The organism is Rhizobium sp. BK060 (genome assembly GCF_014193145.1).
Lineage (GTDB): Bacteria > Pseudomonadota > Alphaproteobacteria > Rhizobiales > Rhizobiaceae > Rhizobium.
On sequence record NZ_JACHYW010000045.1, the window covers coordinates 1 to 20,889 of the forward strand.

A 20,889-nucleotide genomic window follows, 5' to 3' on the forward strand; every position below is an offset into this window, starting at 1 on the left:
TCAATGTGCTTTTCGCTGCGGGGTGCAAAGCGATGGAGCTTTGCCAGTGCCAGTTCTTCTTCAAGCTTGACGACCCGCTGCGAGAGCGCTTCCTTCTCGGCTTTGAGCGCAGCGATTTCGGCAGCATTGGCTGCCAATTGCGCCATCAGTTCTGCAATGCTCGGTTCGCCGGTGCGAGTCATCAGATTCTTGAATCTGAACCGTCCCTGCGCGTCAATCGCAATTCGCCATCCTCAGCCGGCGATCTGATACTGCCGTACGGGATGGCGGATCATCGCATCGATATCGATGCCGTCGAGAATCCAGTGAAGCTGTTCTGTCGTCAGCACAACGACCGGCACCTCCCGGCGGGGCCAACGGAACCTGTCTTCCGTCAATTTCTTCAGCACCATCACAAAACCGGACCGATCAAAGAACAGAAGCTTCATCCGGTCGTGACGGCGATTGCAAAAGGCAAACACCGATGGAGCAAAGGGATCCAGCTCCATCACCTCTTGCACCAGAACCGCAAGGCTGTTGATGCCCGCACGGAAGTCGATGGGCTTCCGATGGAGGTAGACCTTGAGATCAGCGCCCAGTCTGAACATGACCCAACGCTCCTATGATCGCCGCCAAGCCATCGACATCGCTGCATTCCACCGTCAGGCTGACCCCGTTCGGCAGCACCGCGCTCAGCTTGGATGCATGAGATCGTTTGCCGGCCGGCTCCGCCTTCGTCAGTGGACCGCTGGCAGAAGACGAGTGCATATCCGCAGCTATCTGAACCGGAACGAACGCCGAGACCACAGGTAAACCACGATCCTCTCTGGCTCTCTTCACCCACTTGCGAACGAGATTGGCATTGACGCCGTGCTCCAGAGCTAGACGCGAGACCGAAACGCCGGGCTCTAAACACGCTGCGACAAGCTGATCTCGGGAGGCAGGGTCATATCGACGGCGGCCGTCGCGACCAACAAGCCGCACCTGCAGTTTAGGAGCATCTTCATCCATGATTTGGTGTCCACCTATTTTGGTGGACACTTCATGCCTCAGAGCGCTGCGCCTCAAAAGGCGCACCGAAATTCGCGCTTACACTTGGCGTGGCGGATGGCAAGGATTGTTGGGCGATGCGAAGTTGTCGAGCCTCGTCGTGGAAACCGGCGATTGACATCGAACCATGCTGAATCGTCCTATAATCGGATTATTGACGAAATCTCGTCAAAGATGCTATTTTAGCCGTAAACGAGGTATCCTATGCTCTACAAGCTAGAGGTCGAAAACTTCTTCTCCATCCGCGATCCGCAGGTACTCGACCTGACCGTGGATGGAAAAGTGCCTGATCCTGAAGGCCGTTATGCCCCCATCTTCGAGGGCGCGGACGTGCGCGCGCCGAAGGTCGTCGCGCTCTATGGCGCGAACGCGTCCGGTAAAACCACGGTGTTGCGCGCGCTCGAATTCGTCGTGACGATGATCCGCGACAGCGTAGCGCGGACGGCGCCAGGCTTCGCCGGCATCGAGCGTTTCAACGACGTGGAATCCGCAAATCGGCCGATCCGGTTCGCGATCGAGCTTGGCGGGATCATGAACCTGACGCCGGAAGTCTTTCGGCGCGCCATGACCGGCGAAAAGGTCGAGCAAGGCATTTACCGCTACGAACTGGAAATCGAACTTAAGGAAGGGCTCGCGGTGCGGATCGCGTCCGAGGCGCTACGCCAGAAGCCGAACGGCCAAGGGAAATGGCAGCGCGTCTATGAGCGCGATGGCGAGGGCAAGGTGAAGGACTCCAAAGTCTTCAGCCTCTCGGGCTTCCAGCACCTCATGAAGACGCTCGCCGGCAATCATACGGTGCTGTCGTCGTTCGCGAAATTCCAGCACCCGACTGCGCAGCTTCTCGTGGATACTGCGCGTAAGGCCTTTTTCCAGATTGAGCCTGTGCACTCCTTCGTCGATCGCGACGTGATCGACTATCTGAAAAACCAGCCCAACGTCGTCTCGCGACTGAAGGATGAGCTAAGCCGCATCGACGTGGGCGTGGAAGGGATGCGCTTTCAGCATACGGACGACGGGCCACTGCTGCTGTTCAAACACGCGGGGCTTGCGGTCGAAATGCCTTGGCTGATGGAAAGTCACGGCACGCGGGCCTTTATTAAGATGTTCCCGTTCATCATGAGCGCGTTCGATACGGGTGGTATCGCCGTGATCGACGAAATGGATGCGGCCATTCATCCGAACATGCTGCCCGAACTGGTGCGTTGGTTCTATGTGGCTTCGGGGCGCAACAAGCTCAACGCACAGCTTTGGCTTTCCTGCCATTCGGCCTCGCTGCTCGATGATCTCAACAAGGAGGAAATCGTGATCTGCGAGAAGGACCGCCAGGGTCGCAGCCACTTTTACAGCCTCATGGACGTGAAGGTGCGCCGCGACGAGAACCACTATCGCAAATATCTCAGTGGTGCTTACGGCGGGGTTCCACACCTCGGATGAGCCGTCGTCGCCCGCCGTATATTGAGCTTCGCCGTCCAGTATATATCGGCTGCGAGGGCGCGTCAGAAGTCGGTTATGCCGGTTTTCTGCAAGACCTGATCCGCGACGCCAATTTGCCGGTGCACCTGCATATTGACGAATTGGGGCCGGGGACCGGCGATCCCCTGTCGCGTATCGAAATGGCGGTGCTTCGCCTGAAGCTGCTCCAGAGGAAACGCAGTGCCCCCGCGGAACGCTTCGCGCTTTTGGATTTTGACCAGGCCGAGCGCGAGCCGCAGCGCGCCGAGCGAACGCGAAAGCTCGCGGCCGACAACGGGATCACGATCCTCTGGCAACGCCCCTGTTTTGAGGCAGTACTGCTGCGCCATCTTGAGGGCAAGTCGGCCAACCGCCCGCCCGATACACCGGGGGCGATTAAGGCGCTCGAAAAGGAGTGGCCGGAATACAAAAAACCCATGACGCGCGCCAATCTGGCGCGCCGGATTGATCGTGATGCCGTCCTGCGGGCGGCAGGTGTCGAGGCCGAACTGCAGGCGCTGCTGCGCTGTATCGGGGTGCTCTAGCAATCGGAATACGCGCGACTTCCGCTCAATGAGCGTCGGCAGGTGTCAGTCGGAAGCAACGGCAGTTTCACCACATGCACCTCCCGAATCGGACATTCCGGAATCGGCCCATTGCGGCGGACATGGCTCCCCACTTATTATGTGTGGCTCCCATGAACACTTGCCGTCCAAGTAATCGAATTAGAGTGAAAGCCATCGGTCTGCACTGGCGCGACGGCCGTCTTCTTGCTGCCGAGGTTCGTGACGATAGCGGTCGAGTCACGGGACGTCCGCTTGGCGGAAGTGTCGAATTCGGAGAGCGAGCCGAAGCTGCCGTTCGACGTGAATTCAAAGAAGAGCTTGGCGTCGAGATCCGCCTTGTCAGTGGCCCGCTCGTCATTGAGAACCTATACACCCCATGCGGGTGAGGATGGGCCACGAAGTCGTTTCTGTGTTTGAGGTGGAGTTTCCTTCCGGAGAATTCCAACACTGCGACCACATAGACTTTCACGAGAGCGACGGCACCCCGGAGATCGCACGCTGGTACGCACTGGGGGAACTCGATATCGAAGGGTTCACTAAACCTTACCCGATGGGTCTTAAAATCGGCTTTGTAGGATATCCGCAATTGGCGGTGTCGGCCTATTGCGGCGTTGACACGCACGGTACTTTGAAGCCTTTCATGCGACATGACCAAGATTGAGAAAGCTTGCGCCATTGTCACTCGGGCAACTGACGGCGGGATCGAAGTTCTCGCCTTCAAGCATCCATTGGCGGGAAACCAGTTTGTCAAAGTGACAATCGAGAAGGCCGAGCATCCGCGAGATGCCGCCGAACGCGAACTTCGTGAAGAGAGCGGGTTGGTCAGCCTATCAGCGATGGAACTCTGGGAAGCAAGAAAGTAGGGGCAGACGGTACCGTTTGGCATTTCTTCGTGTGGCATGCGTCGGATTTGCCCGACAGATGGAACCATGCTGCCGAGGATGACCACGGGCATACGTTCTCGTTCTTCTGGCATCCGCTGAGCCTGCCGGGCTTACTCAGCGATGAGTGCGAACGCCTTGCAGATACGATGCTCCGTATAACCAGGGCACACGATGAGGGATTTCGCGCCGAGGCACTCACACAAACGGCGATTATGTGTCCGGCAGCCAAGAGCAGCTCATGAAACTGTGGGGCTCTTAGGCCCTGGCGTCGCCGGCTTTGGCAAGGTTGCCCGCACTGAGAGGCAATTTCGCAAAGGAGCTGCCCGTTTCGGTTCGAAACAGGTGAAAGCGCGCAGGTTCGACGACGAGAGCAAGCGATGAACGGTCTTTGATCGCAACATGATCCGGCAGGTGGACGATTGTGGCCGTCCTGCTACCCTCGACCATTCCATACACATAGGTGTCGGTGCCGATGCTTTCTGCATAATCGACGTCCAAGCGGATCGGATATCCGACTGCGCCCTTGCCTTTAGCGAGTTCGAAATGACTCGGCCGGACGCCGAGGATCACAGCCTCGCCGACTGTCGCCGCCCCGAGCTCGGCTGGAATATCCAGACGGCCAAAGCCCGGAACGTCGACTACGAGATGCCCCGAACCTGCGCCGACAAGCGTTCCTTCGAAGAAATTCATCTGCGGCGAACCGATGAAGCCTGCGACGAACTTGTTGGCAGGAGCGTCGAAGAGCTCCAGCGGAGTGCCGACCTGCTCGACCCGTCCTGCATTGAGGACGACGATGCGGTCCGCCATGGTCATCGCTTCGATCTGATCATGCGTGACATAGACCATTGTTGCGCCGAGCCGCTTGTGAAGGCGGCTGATCTCCCCTCGTGTCTGCACACGAAGCGCGGCATCCAAGTTGGACAGCGGCTCGTCGAAAAGAAACAACTTGGGGTTCCTGACAATCGCCCGACCGATCGCCACCCGTTGCCGCTGGCCGCCTGAGAGCTGCTTCGGCCGTCGGTCGAGAAGAGGCTCGATTGCCAGCATTCTTGCCGCTTCGATCACGCGTTGGTCGATCTCGGCCCGACTCATCTTGAGGTTCTCGAGACCGAAGGAAAGGTTCTTCGCAACGGTCATGTGCGGGTAAAGAGCATAGGATTGAAATACCATCGCGATCCCGCGATCCCCGGGTGATGCCGCCGTCACATCGTTGTCGCCAATGATGACCTGGCCCGCGGACACGCTTTCGAGGCCGGCAATGAGGCGAAGCAACGTTGACTTGCCGCAACCGGAAGGACCGACGAGCACGACGAATTCGCCCTCGCCTACATCGAGATCCACACCATGAAGGATTGCGTGATGGCCGAAGCTCTTCTTGACGTCCTTCAACTTGAGACCGGCCATGAATTCATTCCTTTGTGCTGCATCTGGAGGCAACCACGGGCGCACCGAGCGGTCGAATGCCGTCCCTTTCGGTGGTGCCAGTTTGCGTGGAAGCAATTAGTTCGTCAAGATGACGAACGTAATTTTCTACGATACGGTCAGATCGGCTCTTCCCCCCGCAGATAGGATTTTCTCGGCGAAGCCTCATCCTGGACGGCTTGCGCCCGCTCCATCTGATCGTGGGGAGGTGTCGACTACCTTCATGTTCGTCGGCGCTGGTATCGTCATCACGCCGGTCTCGTCAGCTGGTACAACGAGTGTTTCCGACTGGCACGGAAGGGGCCTGAAAATCAGAGTGGCGGCGGTGGGAGACGCCGCTGCTCCGGCAGGGTCTGCGGCGAGAAGAGCAGATTGTGGACATGGTTTAGACCAATCGCCAACGCGCCCAGCAGTGTTGCCCTGCCACCGAGAACACTGGCCTTGACGTCGATGGCACGACGGCTGGCTTTCGTAATGCCTTGCCGAACACGTTCGGCAATCAGCGGATGGCGCCCGATGCTGCCGCCGAGAACGACGGTCTTCGGGTCGACGATCGCATTGACGGAAACGACGAGGAGGGCAGCGATGTCCGATACCTTGCCGATCACCTCGACCGCGCGCGGATCGTCTTCTTCGGCAAGCGCCAGAATATCGCGCACCGAAGTATCCTTCGCGCCTCCCAAGCGGGCGTAGAGCGCGCTGATCCCTTGGGCCGCGATCGCGCATTCCAAGGCGCCGCGCTCAAGGCTGTCTTCGGCATATGGGTCTGCGCCGAACGGTATGTAGGAGATTTCGCCTGCCGCGCCGCTCGCACCGCGCATCAGCTTGCCGTCCTGCAGCACGCCCAGTCCGATACCTGTCCCCAGCGATATGAAAGCGACGGAATCGATTGCGGTCGCGCATCCCTGCCAGGACTCCCCGATGACAGCTGCGTTGACATCGTTTTCAAGGACGACAGGACAGCCCAGCCTGTCGCTCAGCGTCCGGCCGATATCGATTCCACCGATATCGACCAGATTTGGCGCCATGGAGAGCGCGCCGGTGACCGGGTCGACAACGCCCGGCGTCGCAATTGCCGTTACGAGCACACGCTCCCGGGCGATACCCATGTCCGCAAGCATTTTCGACAGCATCGCGTCCACCTGATCGATCAGGTAATAACCACCGCGGCGATCGGATGGGTAGTCGATTTCGCCGACAACGCTTCCGCCAATATTACCGAGCACGATACGCGTTGTTGTCGCCCCCATGTCGATACCGACGGCATATCCGGCGTCGCCATTGACCTCATAGGTAATGGCGGTGCGGCCAATGCGCCCGCTTGTGACGCCCTTTTCCCGGACCCACCCGCCTTCCTCCAGCGTCCGGATAACCTCGGACATCGTCTGCTTCGAGAGACCCGTAATCTTGGAGAGCTCCGCACGCGACGTGGGGCCGGCGTGAAGCAGAACATCCATAACGGCGCGAACAGAAATCTGCCGCAATACGGGAGGCGCGTTTTCGGTTAGTGCCATCGTCGAGCTATCCCGCCAGATCCGTCTTCATCGTTGTACCGGTGATTTGCTTCTTCCATGAAAGCCCGCCGATTTCAAACTGCTTGTTGACAGTCCTCCGACGCGGCAATAATAAATTCGTCAACCTGCCGAACAAATATCGCAGAGGACTGAGTTTGTCAAATATTTCAACCATTGCGTCTGGCTTGCGACAGGCACATCAGCCCTGCCGGGCAGGCGGTGCGGGCGTCGTTGCTGGTGTCGATCTGGGTGGAACGAAAATCCTGGTGGGTCTAGCCGATCTTGAAGGGCGGATTTTGGCAAAGGCCGAAGAACCGACGGAACATGGTTCCGAGGCACCAGTCTTGAGGCAAATTCCACGGATGATCCTGTCTCTGCTGCAACAGCATCGGGAACCAGGCCCTCTGCTTAAGGCCGTGGTCGGCGTACCGAGCGCGGTATCGCCGTCGACAGGGCTCGCTTCCCTTTCTCCCCATCTAGCAATTCCATCGGATCGGCCACTTGCCGCGCTCCTCGCACAGGCACTGCCCTGCCCTGTCGTGGTCGAGAACGACGTCAACCTCGCAGCTTACGCTGAGGCCACTCTCGGCAAGGGACGCAATCGCGATTCCCTCGCATTCGTCGCCTTCGGAACCGGTGTCGGCATGGGGCTCGTCGTCGGTGGAATGCTTTTCCGCGGCCAACATGGACGGGCGGGGGAACTTGGCTTGCTGCCACTCGGTGCCAATCCGCACCAGACGGCACCGTACGCCCGCGCGGGCCTCTTTGAGGACCAGGTCGATTCGCCCGCGGTGCGCAGCCTCTATGGCGATGGCACCTTGCCGGTGGCCGAGATCTTCGCTCGCGCCACAGACGGAGATGCGCAAGCTGCCGCGGTTATCGAGACGCTCGCGAAATCCGCTTCGGTTGGCATAGCTTCCGTGCAAGCTCTCTTCGATCCCGCCCTCATCGTGCTGGGTGGCGGCATTGGCTCGCGACGGGAATTTGTCAACGCTGTTACACGGCATGTATCGGTGTTGCTGCCATTTGCGACGCAGATAGAGGCAACTGGCATTGGCCCGGAGGCCGGCATGCTCGGAGCTCTCATGCTTGGTCTCAACGACCTTGCAAGCATTGAAAATCTTGGACAACGGGAGGCCGTCCAATGAGCGCGCCACAACAAGTGAAGCACCAAGTTCTGGCGCCGCTCGCGGACGGACAGCTTCGTTCCACTGCGCCTGTGCTCGTCCCCTTCATGGCTCCGCGTCTGCAGGGCGATTGCCGCCCGGAAGGCAAGCTCGAGCTTTCACTTTGGGGCGCCGGCAAACTGGCAAATCTGACTTTTACCGGATGGAGCGCCCCCTTTACCTATGCCCCGAACCGCGTTGAAACGCATGATGGGGGACTCTATGTGGCCCAATCGGCGCCAGCACTTTTCTTGAAGGGCGCAAAGCTGCGGACCTTTATTCCCGCCCGGCGCTGCGCCTGGTGGGGCAGTGTGGCAAAACGCGAACCGGTGGAGCGGACAGGCAGTCGCCGTATTGCCCGTACCGGTTGGGGCGTCGCCATCGCCGAGCAGAGATCCAGCGGGATATTCGTGACCGCCGGCGCGACGATGGAGGAGGCACTGGCAGCTCTCAAGCTGGAAGAGACACAACTGATCGCCGAGGCGAATGCCTATGTAACGCGCTGCGATGCTATGCCGGAAACGGATCCTTTGATGCGCAGCATGATCTCGCAGAGCCTGCATGCCGCCCTCTCCAGTATACGGCAGGACGAGCATGGCGCCTTTGCCGGCCTTGCCGCTGGCCAGGCCTATAGCGCGCCGGCTCGCACATACTATCGTGACGGTTATTGGACGCTCCAGGCCCTCCTCGACCGGGAACCTCAGGCGGTCCGCGCTCAGATCGACCTTCTTGCACGGGGCGTCCAGCCGAACGGAGAAGCGCCGAGCGGCGTCATCCTGACAGGTCCCGGACAGGCCGAAGAATGGGAGAAAGTACGGCAAACGCATCCAAGGATCAAAGAGGAGCACCTTCGGCCTGGCGATTGGTGGAGCGATCACTTCGACAGCCCGCTCTTCTTTGTCTTGGCGATCGGCGACTATATCAGGACAACCGGTGACAGTTCCCCCCTTACGCTCTATTGGGACAAGGTGGTGACGATCTTCGATCGCTATTGCGGGTTCGACGCGGCAGGAAACGGCTTGCCGATAAAGCCACGCCACGATCGCGACTGGGCCGACAACGTTTATCGCCATGGCTATGTTGCCTATGATCTCGGCCTTTGGATCGGCGCGCTCGACGTCATCGCGCAGCATGGCGTGTCGCTTGATGAGGCGGTTGCATCGAGGGCGGCTGCCATGGCGCAAAAAGCACGCGCTTCGCTAGACCAGGCACTGTTGCAGCCCAGCGGCACCTACGCAGACTACGGGACAAAAACGGATTTCGTCGAAGATCACCTGACGCTTGACAGCCTGACGCTGCTTCGCTTCAAAGCGGTCTCTCCCGAAAGAGCAAAGAGCGTACTTGCCCGCGTCCAGCAGACCCTGGAAAGTCGCAATAACAACAAACAGCCCTACGGCGATTGGGGCGTGCTTTGCGCCTTCCCGCCATTCAAGCGTCCGAAAGATACGCGCGAGAAGTCCTATTTCGCTTACCGCTATCACAATGGTTCGGACTGGCCCTATCTTTCAGGCCTCTATGCGGAGCAACTCCTGGCCCATGGCTTGGACGGCGCCGACTACCCGCTCTTGCGGTGGTGGAGGACCTGCCTTGAGGAGGGTTGGATGGGCGCCGTCGAATATTTCTCGCCTCCTTGGGGTCGCGGCTCGCTGCTTCAGGGATGGAGCAGCATGCCGGCGGCCGCTGCACTTTTCTACAAGCACAAATGACCGGCAACAGCCGGTTAGGTTCCCCAACTGGCCGCCCTCACGGGCGGCCTTTTTTTGTGGGAAGCATCATACAGAAAAGCCGCCTTGAGGCGGCTTTTGAAGTTCAGTTGGTGGGTGCAACCTTATTCCTTTGTCGCGCCTGCCATCAGGCCGCTCATCAGCATGCGCTGCAACGCCGTAAACATCACAAGCACGGGCAGCACCGACAGCACCGACATGGACAGCAGCCGCGGCCAGTTGATGCCGAAGCGCCCGACAGTGTTGGCAAGCGCAACCTGAACGGTCCATTTATCCTGATCGCTGATGATGAGGAATGGCCAGAGATAGTCGTTCCAACGCCACACCAGATTGAAGGCAAGCAACGTGCCGATCGCGGGTATGGCAAGCGGTACGATGATCCGCCACAGGATTCGCCACTCCGGCGTACCGTCAAGACGTGCCGCCTCCAGAAGGCTGTCAGGAATGTTGGTGATGTATTGCCGCATGAGGAAGACCCCGGTCGGGGTTGCCGCCGGCGCGATAATAATGCCTGCCAGCGTGTCGAGAAGATTGAGATCCCGCAGCACCAGAAAGACCGGGATCATGACGATCTGCAACGGCACCATCAACGACGACATGATGAGCAGGAAGAAAAGCGTATCTCCCTTAAATCTGAACTTCGCGAGCGCGTAGCCGGCCATCACGCTGATGGTGACGGAGAGAAACGCCGAGAGCACTGAGACAACAGCCGAATTGCGGAAGAAGACAAGAAACTTCGCGCGCGACACCGTGTCGATGAAGTTCTGCAGCGTCGGCTGCGCCGGAAAAATGGTCGGCGGCCACTGGAAGATCTCCTGCTGCGACTTCAACGACGACAGGAACAGCCAGGCCGGCGGCATCACGAAGACGAACAGCGTCAGTGTGACGAAGATCAATCGCCAGGGAGTGTAGATGCGCGTCATTTTTCACCCCGCGATACACGTAGCTGGAAGATCGTCAAAAGCAACAGGATGATGAACAGCACCACTGATTGGGCGGCCGCGACGCCGGCCTGCATGGGCTTCTGGAAGGCAGTGTCGTAGATTGTCTGAATGAGGTAGACCGTCGCCTTGCCCGGACCGCCGCCGGTCAGGGACACCACGAGTTCATAGACCTTGAAGGCCTCGATCGAGGACAGCACCAAGACGACTGCCAGCGTCGGCTTGAGGAGTGGGAGCGTGATATGGGTGAACTGCCGCCACTTGCTGGTGCCGTCGATCGAGGCGGCTTCGTAGTAGTCGATGGAAATTGCCGTCAAGCCGGCTATGAAAATCATCATGTTGAAGCCGGCTTGCGCCCACACCCAGGCTATGACGACAGCGACCTGGGCCATCGTGTCCTGCTCCAGCCATGGCACCGGCGCAATTCCGACCAGAGAGAGCAGGTAGTTGACCAGGCCGTTGTTGAGGCCGAAGAGCCACCGCCAGGCAACACCGATGATCAGCAGGCTGATCATGGAAGGGAAAAAGACAATCGTGCGGACAACCGCAAACAGCTTGGTCTGAGGCGACAGAAGAAGAGCCAGCGCCAGCGAGACGACAATGTTCAGCGGAACTGCAATGACAACGAAAAGGACCGTCTTGAGCAATGAATTCTGAAAATCGGCATTGCTTAAGAGCCCAACGAAGTTTTCCAAGCCGATGTACTGCGGCAAGGTGCTTGGCACCTGTGGGACAACCACCACGCCCCGCTTGAAAAAGGCCATGAACAGGCCCTGGACCAGCGGATAGAGCGTAAAGGTGATGAGGAGTGCCATTGTGGGCAGCATGAGCAGGTAAGGCCAGCCGAGGCTGGCCAGACTGCCCCGCAGGCCTTTCGGCACCGGGTGGGGACCCAGTGCCGAACGACCATCTTCTAGGGTGACCGCCGTCACTTTCCGGCCTCAAGCGAGGCATCGGCTGCCTTCTTGATCTGCGAAATGGCCTCTGCGGATGAGATCTGGCCGGCAACAGCCTGAGTGACAGCCGTCTTCACGGTACCCCAGACAGCCTGCATTTGCGGCCAGGCCTGATCGGTTGCCGCGTAGGCCGGGCTGGCGTTCAGCTCGTTCTGCATTGCCTTGATCGCTTCGGTCGCCGCCGGATTGTCGTACTTGACTGCTGGCGCCTTCAGATTTGCCGGGATCATGCCGAAGGTCTTGGCATACTGCGCCTGGATGTCCGGCGAGGTGATCCATTTGATGAATTCAACCGCTTCCGGAAGATGCTGGCTCGTGTTGAAGGCCACGATATAGTCGCCCCCGTAGATTGACGACGCAACGGTGCCCCGTGGCGTCGGGCCGGCCTGCCATGCAAAATGTGCATTGTCGGCCAATCCGGCGATTTGCCAGCTCCCCGACATATAGGCGACAGCCTGACCGGCGGTGAAGATTTCCTTCGGATTATCCGAGCTCGCGCCGGACCAAAGGCCAGGGGGCATTGCGGCCTTGGTGATGTCGATGAACTTGTCGAGCGTGCTCGTCCACGCTGCCTCGTCCATGACGACCTTCACAGGCTCCTTTTCCGTATAGATGTGGTTGCCATACTGATACTCGTGAACGATCCAGCGGCTCGCCGAAACGTCCCATACCAGAGGATAGCGGGTACCCGACTTTTCGGCGACTTCCTTGATCTTCGGAATGAATTCATCCCAGGTCCACCCGGTCGCCTGATCCGGGATCGCAACGCCGGCTTTCTTGAAGGCATCGGCGTTCAGAAAGATGCCCGTCGAGGTCACGCGCAGCGGCGCGGCGATCACCTTGTCGCCGAGCTTGGCGCCGTCGCCCCAGCCCTTGACGAAGTCATTGATCCATTCAGGGCCGATCTCTTTGTTGAGATCGACCAGGAAAGGACGGATGACCGGTTCCATCGATGACGTAAGTGACAAGTCCGGCATGATGCCGGAGGCCGCATACTGCTGGAATTTCTGGATCATCCCGTCATAAGGGGTGATTTCGAGATCGAACGTCGTGTCGGGATGCAGCTTCGTGTACTGCTCGAGCAGGGCGCGCGTGTTCGCCTCTTCCTGATCGTTGTCAACGTACCAGACGATCTTTAGTTCGGATGCTGCCGCCAGCGAAATCGTCATCGCCATGGCAGCCGCTGTCATCATCAATGTCCTGAGCGGTTTCATAGGGTTCCCCTTCTTGGCTCCTCATTTTTCAAGAACTCTGCGAACGATCGACCCACTATACACTCCCTTGAAGTGGGCGTTTGTTCGTAACCATGACGAATTAAATACGAGTTTTCGGCGGTGTCAACATAAACAAGATCAACCGTATCCAATTAGTTCGTCCTGTTGACGAATAAATTGACGTGGCATAGTTGTTGGGAAAGATGAGAGGAAACGCAATGGACATTTCCGTCGAACCAAATGGCGCCGATCTACAGCATTTCATCGACAGGCTGGCTGCCGTCGGCGGGGGAACTCTTCTGTTGCAGGCGGGACGGCACATATCGGGGCCGATCCGGCTTTGTAGCGGTGTAACTCTATCGATCGAGATAGGTGCGACGCTGGAATTCGTTCCCGACTACGAGCTTTATGCGAGAAATTCGGTGAGTGTGATCGCCGAGGGATCCAATCGCGCCTACATCGTGGCACAGGACGCACATGACGTCGCGATATCAGGCAAAGGTAAAATTGTTGCTTCAGGTGGCGCCTTCAACACCGGCTTCGATGGGACCGTCGGCACCTACACACCGAGCGAGAGGCGCCCGAGAGTCATTGTGTTCGAGGACTGCAGCAACGTCAGGCTCGAAGGCTTTGTCATCGAGGATTCGCCGATGTGGACGGTTCACCTCGTCCGCTGCAACGCTGTGATGATCAACGGCATGAAAGTGTTCAACAATCGGCAGCTTCCGAACACGGACGGAATTGTCATCGATAGCTGCGTAGACGTTGCGGTGAGCGAAGTCGTCATCAGCACCGCTGACGACGGCATCTGCCTCAAAACCAGCCGGAGCGAACACGGCATCGGACATTGCCAGAATATCGACGTTTCAGATTGCGTCGTCGAGAGCAACAGCTGTGCTTTGAAGATAGGCACAGAGAGTTTTGGCGACATCCGCGACGTTCGGTTCATGCGCTCCAAAGTGCGGCGCTCGAATCGAGCCCTCGGTATTTTCTCGCGCGATGGCGGAGCCATCGAAAATGTCGTCTTCTCGGATATCGAGATCGACTGCCACGAGACAGCCGACGGCTTCTGGGGTTCGGGTGAACCGCTAACGATAACGCAGCTTGATCGTCGCCCGGAGGTGCCCGCTGGCCTCGTCAGCAATGTCCGCGTCGAGAACGTCACCGGCCGCTGCCACGGCCCTATCAATCTCTTCGCAGAGCGAAGCGGTGGGATTGCCGGAACAACCCTTTGCAACGTCCAATTGACGATGCAGGAGGGGCCCTTAGGAACAGCCAAGCAATATGACCTGCGCCCCACAAACGTCGACCTATCCCCACCCAAGGACGTCGAGGGTCGCGGTAATGCCTGGCTGCGCGGCGCCGATGGAAGGATTATCGGTCTTGTCGACTATCCGGGAGGCATGCCGGCCGTCTTTGCGCACAACACTGCCGACCTCATACTTGACAATGTTGAAGTCCAGCGTCCGGATCCCCTTCCGCCTGGCTGGAACCGCATAGCCCTTTGCATTGAGGACTGATCGCCTGTCGCCGGTCACTAGAAAAGCACAAGGTTCATAAGGAGTGATGGCGAGGTGGTGCGGTCGTGGCGGTAGAAGGACTTGGCGTCATCGAACATTCTGAATGGAGCCTCCTTGAAGACATCCGTGCGGGCCGACTGATCCGGCTGCTTGAAGACTGGTCGCTTCCTGACGTCGACGTGGTCGCCATCCTCAATCCCAAGTCCATTCGCACCGCCCGCGTCGACGCATTCCTGAGCCATTTGGCCATCGTGCGAGAGATCTATGTGACGAGCGCTGAAGCTCGAAGTTGTCAAGCCTCCGCAGCGTAGCGCTCGATGTTCCGGCTCAGGAGATCAATCAGTGTGTCTCTGGTGGGATCCCGCACAGCCTTCATCCACGCTGCTGCCAACGGCAACTTCTCCATCGGCACATCGGAAGTTGGTGCCAACGGAACGTAGCAGACGCCGGCAACCGCGAGCTTGGACGTCCAGCGTGGTACGATCGCGGAGCCGATCCCGGCAGCCACCAGATTTATAATCGTCTGCTTCTCGTCAGCAATCTGCGCAATCCTCGGACGCATGCCCACGTCGGAGAACAGGGTCATGGTCAGATCGTGACTGTGGGGGCGTGACCGCCGCTCGGGTACGATCAGAGGTTCGTTTGAGAGATCGCTGATTGTCACCGTCTCGTTCGAGGCAAGTCGGCTGTCGCCGGGAACAGCGACGACGGCGGTCTCGTGAAAAAGCGGCTGCACCACCAGACTCCTGCTGATCCCTTCTCTCGGTCGTATGACTATGAGGTCAAGCCGTCCTGCGAGCAGTTTCGGGATCAACCGGACTGACTTGTCTTCGACGAGTTGGGTTACGGTTTCCGGCTCGATCTCCCGGAAATCCTGTAGCAGCAAGGGGATGAGCCCGGCCGCCGCACTGTCGATCGCGCCGATCCGAAGAATGGCTGCGGGCTTGTGCCGCGCTTCCAGAAACGTCTCGGCGACATGCTCCAATCGGGCCAGGATCGGCTTGACTTCCTGCAAGAGCAGCACGCCATCCTCGGTAAGGCTAACACTGCGCGTCGTTCTGTTGAGAAGCTGTGCGCCCAGCGACTCTTCCAACAACCTGACGTGTCGCCCGAGCGACGCCGGCAGCATCCCCGTCTTTTGGGCAGCTCTTCCGAAGTGAAGTTCCTCCGCCACAGCGACGAAACACCTTAGCTGTTCGAGTTCCACGACAGCCTCCGATATTATATCAAATAATTATATAATTACCCGATTGTTAATTCCAGGGAAAGGGAGAACTAGAGTCCCGGATCAGCGCGAGAGGACGCGCATGTCTCGAACATAGGGAGGAGCTTGCTGTGACAAGCGATCTGGAAACGCGCGTACTACGCAAGATCACATGGCGCATCGTGCCATTCATCATGGTTCTTTATCTCATCGCGTTCATCGACCGTGTGAACATCGGCTTCGCGTCGCTTACGATGAACCAAGACCTCGGTTTTACATCGACAGTCTTCGGCGTCGGCGCTGGTATCTTCTTTCTGGGCTACTTCCTGTTTGAGGTCCCATCCAACTTGATCCTCAACAAGGTCGGGGCTCGTATCTGGATCGCCCGCGTCATGATCACGTGGGGCCTTGTTTCCGGAGCCATGGCGCTCGTCCAGGGGACGACAAGCTTCTACGTCCTACGATTTCTGCTCGGCGTGGCCGAAGCGGGCTTCTTCCCCGGCATCATCCTTTACCTGAGCTACTGGTTTCCGGCCCGCCGCCGGGCGGCTGTAACGGCGATGTTCATGGCTGCAGCACCGCTTGCGACCGCCATTGGCTCTCCGATTTCCGGCGTGCTTCTGGAAATGCATGGGATCTGGGGCTTGGCCGGCTGGCAGTGGATGTTCGTGATCGAAGCAATCCCGGCGTTGGTGCTGGGCGTCGTTGTGCTGTTCGTCCTGACGGACCGCCCGGAAAAGGCGAAGTGGCTCTGCGATGACGAACGCGCATGGCTCGTTAAGACGATGGAGCAAGAACAAGCTGGTAAACCCAAGGCAAGTCATAGCATCTGGGCGGGTCTGATCGACGTTCGCGTCCTTGCCTTGTCCCTGGTCTATTTCGGCACCTCTGCGGGCCTCTATACTCTCGGAATTTGGGCTCCCCAAATCATCAAAAGCTTTGGCCTTTCTTCGTTGCAGGTTGGCTTCGTGAATGCGATCCCGGCTGTCTTCGCGGTCGTGGGAATGATCCTTTGGGCGCGAAACTCCGACAAGAAGGCTGAGCGTACGTGGCACGTCGTGGGAGCATGTCTGCTCGCCGCCGCCGGACTCGCCTTCGCAAGCGGTGCCACCACAGTTTTCGCAGTCCTATTGGCACTGACGCTCGTCAACATCGGGATCAGCGCCTCCAAGCCACCGCTGTGGAGCATGCCAACACTCTTCCTGTCAGGCCCAGCCGCCGCCGCAGGGATCGCGACGATCAACTCGATCGGCAACCTCGGCGGTTTCGTGGGGCCCTCCATGATCGGCTGGATAAAAGACGTTACCGGCAGTTTCGCAGGTGGCCTGTATTTCGTCGCTGCACTCCTCGTAGTCTCGGCCCTGACCACCCTGCTCCTGGCCAGGAGCGCAGCGCGCCAGCCCGGGCAAGCAACCTCGGTCCAACACTAATATTCCAAGCTGGAGAGAAACAAATGCGTGAATACAAGATTGCCGCCATTCCCGCCGATGGTATCGGTCCGGAAGTGATCGCAGCTGGCCTGCAGGTTCTGGAGGCGCTCGAGAAGCGCAGCGGAGACTTCAAGATCCAGTCGGAAACGTTCGATTGGGGTTCGGATTACTACAAGAAGCATGGCGTGATGATGCCAGCGGACGGTCTGGAGACGCTGAAGAAATTCGACGCAATCTACTTCGGTGCAGTTGGAGCGCCCGACGTTCCTGACCACATCACCCTCTGGGGCCTTCGCCTCCCCATCTGCCAGGGCTTCGACCAGTACGCGAACGTACGACCGACAAAGATTCTCCCTGGCATCACTCCGCCGCTGCGCAACTGCGGTCCTGGAGATCTCGATTGGGTCATCGTTCGTGAGAATTCGGAAGGCGAATATTCCGGCCATGGAGGCCGCGCCCACAAGGGCCTTCCAGAAGAGGTAGGAACCGAGGTCGCCATTTTCACACGGGTCGGAGTGACACGCATCATGCGCTACGCGTTCAAGCTCGCACAATCTCGTCCACGCAAGCTGCTCACCGTCGTCACTAAGTCCAACGCGCAGCGACATGGCATGGTCATGTGGGACGAGATCGCAGCAGAAGTCTCCAAGGAATTTCCGGACGTGACCTGGGACAAGATGCTGGTCGACGCCATGACTGTCCGCATGACACTGAAGCCACAGAGCCTCGATACGATCGTCGCGACGAACCTGCATGCCGACATCCTCTCGGATCTTGCTGGCGCACTTGCGGGCTCGCTCGGCGTCGCTCCGACCGGAAACATTGATCCGGAGCGTCGCTTTCCGTCGATGTTCGAACCGATCCACGGCTCGGCTTTCGACATCACGGGAAAGGGCATCGCAAACCCGATCGCCACTTTCTGGACGGCAGCGCAGATGCTCGAACATCTTGGAGAACCCGAGGCGGCGGCACGGTTGATGAGCGCGGTCGAACGCGTGACCGACGCGGGCATCCTCACACCTGACGTCGGCGGCACGGCCACCACGAAGCAGGTGACCGACGCGGTCTGCGAAGCCATCGCCGGATCCAACATCCTGAAGATGGCAGCGGCCGAATGAGCTGGAACGACGCTTCAGCCCGCCGGGTGCTGCGCCGCATGTTCGACGCAGCAGTAGCAAGTGCGGATCCGAGCAAGGTGGTCGCCCAGCATCTTCCGGATCGCCCTAGCGGCCGATGCGTCGTAGTCGGAGCGGGCAAGGCATCCGCCGCCATGGCGGCTGCCTTGGAAGCCGCCTGGAGCGACGTCGAACTGAGTGGCGTGGTAGTGACGCGTTATGGCCACGCGGTGCCCGCCGGGCGTATCGAGATCATCGAGGCGGCACATCCGGTTCCTGACGAAATGAGCGTGAGGGCAGCCGATCGTATTCTGACGAGCCTTCGTGGGCTCGGTCCCGACGATCTTGTCGTGGCCCTGATATCGGGCGGCGGGTCCTCGCTCCTCGTCTCGCCCGCAGACGGCATGACGCTCGCAGACAAGCAGGCCGTCAACCGGATGCTCCTCGCAAGCGGCGCGACGATCTCGGAAATGAATATCGTCCGGAAGCAACTTTCCGGAATCAAAGGAGGACGCCTTGCTGCTGCCGCCTACCCGGCGCGAGTTGTCACCTTGGTCATTTCGGATGTTCCTGGCGACGAACCGTCACAGATCGCTTCCGGCCCGACCGTGGCGGACGGGACCACCGTCGACGATGCGAGGGAGATCATTTCGCGTTACCGGCTCACTTTGCCGCCGGCTGCTCGAGCGGTTCTGGACAGGGGTGGCTCTGCCCTTCTCAAAATGCCCACCGACCTGGAGGTCAGACTTATCGCGTCGCCGTCCATGGCGCTGGATGCTGCCACGCAGGTTGCCCGCGAAGAAGGAATCGCGCCCATCATCCTGGGCGACGCACTTCAGGGCGAGGCAAGAGAAGTCGGCACGGTTCTCTCCGGCATTGCGATCTCGGCGAAGACAAAAGGACATCCGATCAACGGTCCGGCGGTCATTCTGTCCGGCGGAGAAACATCGGTCTCACTTCCAAAGGATTCGACCGGGCGCGGCGGCAGGAACACCGAGTTCCTTTTGAGCCTTGCGATAGGACTGGACGGCATAGAGGGCGTCTGGGCGATCGCCGGCGATACCGACGGAATCGACGGAGCAGAGGATGCCGCTGGCGCAATCGTCACGCCCGACACTCTCGCACGCATCGCGGCTTCGGGCGTCGCTCCTCGTTCGGTTCTTGCCAGGCACGACAGCTACAGCGCCTTTTCGGCGATCGGTGACCTCGTGGTCACAGGTCCAACCCTCACCAATGTCAACGACATCCGCGCAATCCTTATAGGGTAAAGGCATCATGTTTATCCGAAGCAATCGCCGAGCGAAGATGTCGCGGCGGCATGGTATCGTGCCGACGCCGTGATGCTCTCGGCCGAATCTGCAACCGGCTCTTATCCGATATGGAAACAGTGGCGATGATGGATCGTATTATCGAAAAGACGGAGAAGCACAAACTTTATCGTCCGATTCTGGAAGCGACCGAGCCTCGTGTCGACGCGACGCCGTCCCACGCGGTGGCTGCTGCAGCCGCTAGTGTTGCGGCCTCGATCGGAGCACCCGTCATCGTTCCGTTCGTTGGAGCCGCTGCACGCATGCATGGGATCAGGGTCTGGAGAACGAGGGCGAAACGTCCGCTCCTACCGGGCCCGTGGAAGAACCTCACACGCCTCGATCTGTTCGCCCACAAAGGAGCCAACGGGATATCGCCACACAGCTCCTCGATTGTTGCGACCCGAGGTATCTAGAGAAGGGGTGGTCCAGAGGCCCGAAGTTGAGTTGGCGTTTGGCCGAATATGCGCTTGAAAGTGCGAGTGAAGTGGGAGGCGTTCTCGTATCCAACATCGAGCGCGACTTCGATCAGCGACGCCTTCGATTGCAGAAGCAGGGCCTTTGCCCTCTCCATCCTCACGCGCGTGTAGGCTTTTGCGGGAGACATGCCCGCCTTTTCCAAAAACAACCGTTCGAGTTGACGCCGCGACAGGCGAACGGAAGCCGCGAGCTTGAGAATGGTCATGCCGCCTTCGACATGCTGCTCCATCAGGATCATCGCCGCTTTGACCCGGTTATCTTCGTATTCGTCGTGCAAAGGGCGCCGTGGCTGAATGTCGCCGGCGGAGCGCGCCTTTTCGATCTGTAGAACTTCCAAGGCATTTCTCTCAGCCTCGCGGCTGATATACCGCCGCACAAGGACCGCCGCGATATCGGCTGCGCTGCTGCCGCCGGCACAGGAACCGCGTTGCCGGTCCAGGTTGAATATCCTGTCCGATCGTACAGAAAGATCAGGAAAGCGCTCGCGAAACTCCTTGTAGTGGAGCCAGCTAACGCATGTCTCATGGTTTCTCATTAAGCCAGCATCGGCAAGGATGAACGAGCCGGTACAAAGACCAATCAAGGGTACCCTGGCGGCATCCGCGCGCTTGAGAAATGTGATCGTGTCGTGATCGACAGGGTTTTCCGCTGTGAGAAGGCCTCCGACAACGACAATGTAATCGAACCTCGTCGGATCCACGAAATCCGACGTCGGTGCCACCTGGATCCCACAGCTTGACGCAATCAGATGCCGCGTACTTCCGAGCACTTGCCAGTCCGCCAGTACGCGTCCGGAACGATCATGCTCGTCGCTCGCAAGCCGCAACGTATCCGCGAAAAGCGCGAATGCTGAAAGCGTGAAGGATCGAGCAAGCACAAATCCGACCTTTAGACGGCCGGCGGATTTGCCGACGGCGTCTCCTTGCCGATAGTCTTCTGGTCGCATCTCAATCTCCTTGATACTG

Annotated in this window: 22 protein-coding genes and 1 pseudogene; 12 read left to right on the plus strand and 11 right to left on the minus strand. The window is 59.1% G+C overall.

The features are described from left to right. The 3 genes and pseudogenes from FHT71_RS29920 to FHT71_RS29930 form a co-directional block, all read right to left on the minus strand. Positions 1–182, minus strand: a pseudogene (locus tag FHT71_RS29920) (IS66 family transposase); the annotation flags it as partial. Between the two features lie 51 nt (positions 183–233). After that, a complete protein-coding gene (tnpB, locus tag FHT71_RS29925) occupies positions 234–587 on the minus strand; it encodes an IS66 family insertion sequence element accessory protein TnpB (RefSeq protein ID WP_183723129.1) in 354 nt (117 codons plus the stop codon). Continuing rightward, positions 568–990: a transposase gene (locus tag FHT71_RS29930; protein ID WP_183723131.1), complete on the minus strand. Its 423-nt coding sequence runs from the start codon at positions 988–990 to the stop codon at positions 568–570. The genes tnpB and FHT71_RS29930 overlap by 20 nt, the downstream gene beginning before the upstream one ends. A 243-nt stretch (positions 991–1,233) precedes the next feature. On the opposite strand from FHT71_RS29930, the gene FHT71_RS29935 reads away from it, so the two are divergent. The 5 genes from FHT71_RS29935 to FHT71_RS29950 all read left to right on the plus strand — a co-directional run bounded on the left by FHT71_RS29935 (position 1,234) and on the right by FHT71_RS29950 (position 3,910). Then, the gene (locus FHT71_RS29935) at positions 1,234–2,463 is read left to right on the plus strand and encodes an ATP-binding protein (protein ID WP_183723133.1); all 1,230 of its coding nucleotides are present in this window, start codon (positions 1,234–1,236) and stop codon (positions 2,461–2,463) included. Next, positions 2,460–3,026 (plus strand): hypothetical protein, encoded by a 567-nt coding sequence (locus FHT71_RS29940; protein ID WP_132593673.1) that lies wholly within the window; start codon positions 2,460–2,462, stop codon positions 3,024–3,026. The genes FHT71_RS29935 and FHT71_RS29940 overlap by 4 nt, the downstream gene beginning before the upstream one ends. A gap of 152 nt (positions 3,027–3,178) precedes the next feature. Beyond that, complete coding sequence (locus FHT71_RS32400) at positions 3,179–3,433, plus strand: NUDIX domain-containing protein (RefSeq protein ID WP_348632831.1); 255 nt, start codon at positions 3,179–3,181, stop codon at positions 3,431–3,433. Positions 3,434–3,435: 2 nt separating this feature from the next. Further along, a complete protein-coding gene (locus tag FHT71_RS32405) occupies positions 3,436–3,708 on the plus strand; it encodes a hypothetical protein (protein WP_348632832.1) in 273 nt (90 codons plus the stop codon). Then, complete coding sequence (locus FHT71_RS29950) at positions 3,695–3,910, plus strand: NUDIX domain-containing protein (protein ID WP_132593675.1); 216 nt, start codon at positions 3,695–3,697, stop codon at positions 3,908–3,910. Before FHT71_RS32405 ends, FHT71_RS29950 begins: the two co-directional genes overlap by 14 nt. Before the next feature lie 276 nt (positions 3,911–4,186). Here FHT71_RS29950 and ugpC read toward each other — a convergent pair whose 3' ends face one another. Together ugpC and FHT71_RS29960 are read right to left on the minus strand one after the other, a co-directional pair. Continuing rightward, complete coding sequence (gene ugpC, locus FHT71_RS29955) at positions 4,187–5,335, minus strand: sn-glycerol-3-phosphate ABC transporter ATP-binding protein UgpC (RefSeq protein WP_183723135.1); 1,149 nt, start codon at positions 5,333–5,335, stop codon at positions 4,187–4,189. Between the two features lie 329 nt (positions 5,336–5,664). After that, on the minus strand, positions 5,665–6,867 hold the full coding sequence (locus FHT71_RS29960; protein WP_132593679.1) for an ROK family transcriptional regulator: 1,203 nt from the start codon (positions 6,865–6,867) through the stop codon (positions 5,665–5,667). Between the two features lie 155 nt (positions 6,868–7,022). On the opposite strand from FHT71_RS29960, the gene FHT71_RS29965 reads away from it, so the two are divergent. Together FHT71_RS29965 and FHT71_RS29970 are read left to right on the plus strand one after the other, a co-directional pair. Beyond that, a complete protein-coding gene (locus tag FHT71_RS29965; RefSeq protein WP_245505544.1) occupies positions 7,023–8,015 on the plus strand; it encodes an ROK family protein in 993 nt (330 codons plus the stop codon). Further along, positions 8,012–9,739 carry a GH116 family glycosyl hydrolase gene (locus FHT71_RS29970; protein ID WP_183723137.1) on the plus strand — a complete coding sequence of 576 codons (1,728 nt, stop codon included), beginning with the start codon at positions 8,012–8,014 and terminating at the stop codon, positions 9,737–9,739. The genes FHT71_RS29965 and FHT71_RS29970 overlap by 4 nt, the downstream gene beginning before the upstream one ends. A gap of 122 nt (positions 9,740–9,861) precedes the next feature. Here FHT71_RS29970 and FHT71_RS29975 read toward each other — a convergent pair whose 3' ends face one another. Genes FHT71_RS29975 through FHT71_RS29985 form a run of 3 tightly spaced genes read right to left on the minus strand, consistent with a single transcriptional unit; the run spans position 9,862 to position 12,868 of the window. Continuing rightward, on the minus strand, positions 9,862–10,680 hold the full coding sequence (locus tag FHT71_RS29975) for a carbohydrate ABC transporter permease (RefSeq protein ID WP_007801375.1): 819 nt from the start codon (positions 10,678–10,680) through the stop codon (positions 9,862–9,864). Beyond that, positions 10,677–11,630 (minus strand): sugar ABC transporter permease, encoded by a 954-nt coding sequence (locus FHT71_RS29980; protein WP_132593683.1) that lies wholly within the window; start codon positions 11,628–11,630, stop codon positions 10,677–10,679. The genes FHT71_RS29975 and FHT71_RS29980 overlap by 4 nt, the downstream gene beginning before the upstream one ends. Continuing rightward, positions 11,627–12,868, minus strand: a complete 1,242-nt coding sequence (locus FHT71_RS29985) for an extracellular solute-binding protein (protein ID WP_037084153.1) — start codon at positions 12,866–12,868, stop codon at positions 11,627–11,629. Before FHT71_RS29985 ends, FHT71_RS29980 begins: the two co-directional genes overlap by 4 nt. A 218-nt stretch (positions 12,869–13,086) precedes the next feature. Between FHT71_RS29985 and FHT71_RS29990 the strand changes: the two genes are divergently transcribed. Continuing rightward, on the plus strand, positions 13,087–14,388 hold the full coding sequence (locus FHT71_RS29990) for a glycosyl hydrolase family 28 protein (protein ID WP_183723139.1): 1,302 nt from the start codon (positions 13,087–13,089) through the stop codon (positions 14,386–14,388). A gap of 17 nt (positions 14,389–14,405) precedes the next feature. On the opposite strand, the gene FHT71_RS29995 is transcribed toward FHT71_RS29990, so the two are convergent. Then, positions 14,406–14,630, minus strand: a complete 225-nt coding sequence (locus FHT71_RS29995) for a hypothetical protein (protein WP_165933181.1) — start codon at positions 14,628–14,630, stop codon at positions 14,406–14,408. A gap of 50 nt (positions 14,631–14,680) precedes the next feature. Then, positions 14,681–15,595, minus strand: coding sequence for a LysR family transcriptional regulator (locus tag FHT71_RS30000; RefSeq protein ID WP_132593689.1), 915 nt, complete (start codon positions 15,593–15,595; stop codon positions 14,681–14,683). A gap of 128 nt (positions 15,596–15,723) precedes the next feature. Here FHT71_RS30000 and FHT71_RS30005 point away from each other — a divergent pair, with 128 nt between their 5' ends. From FHT71_RS30005 to FHT71_RS30020, 4 genes are all read left to right on the plus strand, one after another. After that, entirely contained in the window at positions 15,724–17,022 is a 1,299-nt protein-coding gene (locus tag FHT71_RS30005; protein ID WP_183723141.1) for an MFS transporter, read from the plus strand. Positions 17,023–17,045: 23 nt separating this feature from the next. Continuing rightward, positions 17,046–18,140: a tartrate dehydrogenase gene (locus FHT71_RS30010; RefSeq protein ID WP_183723143.1), complete on the plus strand. Its 1,095-nt coding sequence runs from the start codon at positions 17,046–17,048 to the stop codon at positions 18,138–18,140. Then, positions 18,137–19,405, plus strand: coding sequence for a glycerate kinase (locus tag FHT71_RS30015; RefSeq protein WP_183723145.1), 1,269 nt, complete (start codon positions 18,137–18,139; stop codon positions 19,403–19,405). The genes FHT71_RS30010 and FHT71_RS30015 overlap by 4 nt, the downstream gene beginning before the upstream one ends. Positions 19,406–19,530: 125 nt before the next feature. After that, the gene (locus tag FHT71_RS30020; protein WP_165933182.1) at positions 19,531–19,860 is read left to right on the plus strand and encodes a hypothetical protein; all 330 of its coding nucleotides are present in this window, start codon (positions 19,531–19,533) and stop codon (positions 19,858–19,860) included. On the opposite strand, the gene FHT71_RS30025 is transcribed toward FHT71_RS30020, so the two are convergent. After that, complete coding sequence (locus FHT71_RS30025; protein WP_132593701.1) at positions 19,857–20,870, minus strand: GlxA family transcriptional regulator; 1,014 nt, start codon at positions 20,868–20,870, stop codon at positions 19,857–19,859. The two genes, FHT71_RS30020 and FHT71_RS30025, sit on opposite strands and share 4 nt — an antisense overlap. Positions 20,871–20,889: the final 19 nt, after the last annotated feature.

What these genes read in the sequence shown, in the direction of transcription:
- tnpB (WP_183723129.1), bottom strand. Translation starts at nt 587, where the DNA reads ATGTTCAGACTGGGCGCTGATCTCAAGGTCTACCTCCATCGGAAGCCC.
- FHT71_RS29930 (WP_183723131.1), bottom strand. Translation starts at nt 990, where the DNA reads ATGGATGAAGATGCTCCTAAACTGCAGGTGCGGCTTGTTGGTCGCGAC.
- FHT71_RS29935 (WP_183723133.1), top strand. Translation starts at nt 1,234, where the DNA reads ATGCTCTACAAGCTAGAGGTCGAAAACTTCTTCTCCATCCGCGATCCG.
- FHT71_RS29940 (WP_132593673.1), top strand. Translation starts at nt 2,460, where the DNA reads ATGAGCCGTCGTCGCCCGCCGTATATTGAGCTTCGCCGTCCAGTATAT.
- FHT71_RS32400 (WP_348632831.1), top strand. Translation starts at nt 3,179, where the DNA reads ATGAACACTTGCCGTCCAAGTAATCGAATTAGAGTGAAAGCCATCGGT.
- FHT71_RS32405 (WP_348632832.1), top strand. Translation starts at nt 3,436, where the DNA reads ATGGGCCACGAAGTCGTTTCTGTGTTTGAGGTGGAGTTTCCTTCCGGA.
- FHT71_RS29950 (WP_132593675.1), top strand. Translation starts at nt 3,695, where the DNA reads ATGACCAAGATTGAGAAAGCTTGCGCCATTGTCACTCGGGCAACTGAC.
- ugpC (WP_183723135.1), bottom strand. Translation starts at nt 5,335, where the DNA reads ATGGCCGGTCTCAAGTTGAAGGACGTCAAGAAGAGCTTCGGCCATCAC.
- FHT71_RS29960 (WP_132593679.1), bottom strand. Translation starts at nt 6,867, where the DNA reads ATGGCACTAACCGAAAACGCGCCTCCCGTATTGCGGCAGATTTCTGTT.
- FHT71_RS29970 (WP_183723137.1), top strand. Translation starts at nt 8,012, where the DNA reads ATGAGCGCGCCACAACAAGTGAAGCACCAAGTTCTGGCGCCGCTCGCG.
- FHT71_RS29975 (WP_007801375.1), bottom strand. Translation starts at nt 10,680, where the DNA reads ATGACGCGCATCTACACTCCCTGGCGATTGATCTTCGTCACACTGACG.
- FHT71_RS29985 (WP_037084153.1), bottom strand. Translation starts at nt 12,868, where the DNA reads ATGAAACCGCTCAGGACATTGATGATGACAGCGGCTGCCATGGCGATG.
- FHT71_RS29990 (WP_183723139.1), top strand. Translation starts at nt 13,087, where the DNA reads ATGGACATTTCCGTCGAACCAAATGGCGCCGATCTACAGCATTTCATC.
- FHT71_RS29995 (WP_165933181.1), bottom strand. Translation starts at nt 14,630, where the DNA reads ATGGCTCAGGAATGCGTCGACGCGGGCGGTGCGAATGGACTTGGGATT.
- FHT71_RS30010 (WP_183723143.1), top strand. Translation starts at nt 17,046, where the DNA reads ATGCGTGAATACAAGATTGCCGCCATTCCCGCCGATGGTATCGGTCCG.
- FHT71_RS30015 (WP_183723145.1), top strand. Translation starts at nt 18,137, where the DNA reads ATGAGCTGGAACGACGCTTCAGCCCGCCGGGTGCTGCGCCGCATGTTC.
- FHT71_RS30020 (WP_165933182.1), top strand. Translation starts at nt 19,531, where the DNA reads ATGATGGATCGTATTATCGAAAAGACGGAGAAGCACAAACTTTATCGT.
- FHT71_RS30025 (WP_132593701.1), bottom strand. Translation starts at nt 20,870, where the DNA reads ATGCGACCAGAAGACTATCGGCAAGGAGACGCCGTCGGCAAATCCGCC.